This window comes from Lysinibacillus sp. PWR01 (assembly GCF_043359455.1).
Taxonomy (GTDB): domain Bacteria; phylum Bacillota; class Bacilli; order Bacillales_A; family Planococcaceae; genus Lysinibacillus; species Lysinibacillus fusiformis_F.
In genome coordinates this window covers 1-2,672 of the sequence record NZ_JBHERJ010000030.1, presented here as the reverse complement: position 1 = coordinate 2,672, position 2,672 = coordinate 1, and the positions used below count along the sequence as shown (strand labels likewise).

At 33.7% G+C, this 2,672-nt stretch carries 1 protein-coding gene; it reads right to left on the bottom strand.

The window, feature by feature from the left end; all coding sequences use genetic code 11:
* Positions 1-117: 117 nt before the first annotated feature.
* Positions 118-1,941 (bottom strand): group II intron reverse transcriptase/maturase, encoded by a 1,824-nt coding sequence (ltrA, locus tag ACEVFT_RS03900; RefSeq protein WP_393948209.1) that lies wholly within the window; start codon positions 1,939-1,941, stop codon positions 118-120.
* Between the last annotated feature and the right edge of the window lie 731 nt (positions 1,942-2,672).

The window sequence follows — 2,672 nt, the reverse complement described above, 5'->3', positions numbered from 1 at the left end:
TGATTGCATCTCCATCTTTTCCCCCACTCCACACCGTACGTGAGACTTTCACCTCATACGGCGTTCCATCTAATAACCATATAAACAAATTTTAACAAGTTACAAGTTTAATTTTACTTAGTCGAATATTATATGCATGTCATTTGAGAAATTATCTCTAATTTGGATTGGTTCGTTTTCGCAGTGTAAACGATATTCGTTTATTTTATCAAGGATTTTCGAACTATCCTCGATATTCCATTTTTTCAAATACTTTTCAATCGTTTCTTCTTTAGTTGCATGGATTAATTTGTGAATATCCCCATGTAGAATTCTCAGATTGTTATATTTATCCGAGCCACCTAATGATTTAGGTTTCTTATGATGGCATTCTACTTCATGTGCTTCCAAGAATATACCAAGAACTTCACATTTTCCATTTCTCATTGAGTATCTGGAAATTCTGTTGTCTTGATATTCGATTGACTGATTTATTATATTTGAATTCATTAGTCTGCGAATGTTTATTTCAATTTCTGTGTTTAAGTTTTTATGAATTAATTCTCTACCTTCAACTGTGTAGATGTTCAACTTCGGTTTAAACTGTGTACATCTCACAAAACTTGTTATTCCCTGTATTGGGAATAAATGAGTACCCATTATGTTCCAAGTTTTCATGTTGGTTTTGTAAAATTTTGTGTACGTTTTACTTGCGTTTTTTGGATGTTCATATTTTCCAGTTTTTCGTAGTTTGCTTCTTGCATAGGGATAAACCTTATGCATGATGTCAGCGAAATCAGAAGGAACCATACTCCCGTATTTGAAGTAGTTTTGAATTCCCATTATAAATGCATTGTATAGTCTTACATTTTTAATGGTTGTTTCATTCCTTATTCTTAGAATGAGTTCTTTAATCCTCTTTATGATTTCCGCTTTTTTCTTGTCAATTATATTAACCCTAACTAGATGTTTATTTTCCTTTTTAGCTGTCTGAACTTTAAACCCTAGAAATTCGGAGTATTGTTTTCTCAAGTTTGTAATTTTTGATTTTTCTTCCGAAATATCTAATTTTAAACGGTCTTTTAGGTATCCTTTTACTGCATGATACCATTTTACTGCATTTTCATAGCTATTTGTCATGATTTTGAAATCATCTGCATATCTGACGATAAAACCTGGTTTCATTTTTGAGTTTCGTTTTAACATTTGATACTTTTTCTCATTTTGTGTATATGGATGTTCTGTTTCAAATGTTTCCCATTGATTACATACCCATTGGTCTAAGTCATTTAGAACGATATTCGATAATAGTGGCGATAAGATTCCTCCTTGCGGAGTGCCTTTACTTGGAATGCCTTCACCTTTTATTGGTGCTTTTAGCATTTTACTAATAATGGCTAGTACCTTTCTATCTCGAATTCCCATGTTCCATAATTGTTTCATGAGTATTCGATGATTTACATTATCGAAAAATCCTTTTATGTCTATGTCGACTACAAAATGAAACTGACTTACATTTACAAGGTAATTCATCCTTGCTAATGCATGTTTCGTACTTCGTAATGGTCTAAAACCATAACTATGTTTGTAAAATTTAGCCTCGCATATTGGCTCTAGGATTTGTTTAAACATTTGTTGAATAATTCTATCCAACATTGTTGGGATTCCTAGTGGTCTAAATTTTCCTGTGTTATGTCCTTTAGGTATCATTACTCGTCGTACTGCTTTGGGTTTGTAATTGTCGAGTGTATCTCTAATTTTCCAGATAAATTCGTCTTTGTTCATGATTTTATAATCATTAATCGTATAACTATCTGTTCCTGCTGTTTTAGACCCTTCATTTGATTTTATGGTTCTATATGCTAGAAGGATATTTTTTTCATCTGTTATTTGGTCATATAATTTGTTGAATTTGTGGTTTTCACCACTTTTTGAGAATAATTCATCAAATACATTTTGCATTTCATAATATTCGTTATATCTCAGACTTGTATTCGTTGCAGAACACCTCGTTTCCTATGGTGTATCCCTGCATTCATACCCGACCAGCGAATTATACTTGTTTTGTTTGTTTATAAATTATCAGACTTGGGTCTATCCCTCCACTATGTTTCCATAGCTTCTTCGGTACTGTGACCCTACTTTCACAAGGTTAAATGAATTTCGGATTTAATCCTTATATCAACCTCTCCGATGTTAGTCGTTTAATAAGAGTACCTCGCTTACCACGTTCCGATTCTTTTTAGCCATATGATTGAACTTAGATGCTTGCTCTGAGCCTGAAGTTATATAGTGTCTTTGTTCACTATACCGAGTTTCATGACAACGTGCTTACTCTTCGGCAACTTCCGTTACATTCATAACGTATTTCCCTTTCGAGAAACCTTCCTTTTAGACCCTTTCATTCGCAAGTTCGTCAGTTTGGTTGCTAATCAAACATTCTCACCATATTCATCTTTTTCGGCTAACCGCCCTATCCTCTACCATATTCGATGTAGCTTGAACTTAGGTCGATTTCAGACGTCTTTACCTAGCTTCACACATATTGTTGCTAACACAACTCTATGCATGTAGGAGTATCATCAAAGCAGTTTCAGCTCAACTTGACGGCTTTCATTCCTGCTTTCAAAAGAATCAGTTGTAATTAATCTTTTTGATTAATCCCTCTATTTCGTTCAGCTTTACGCTGCACT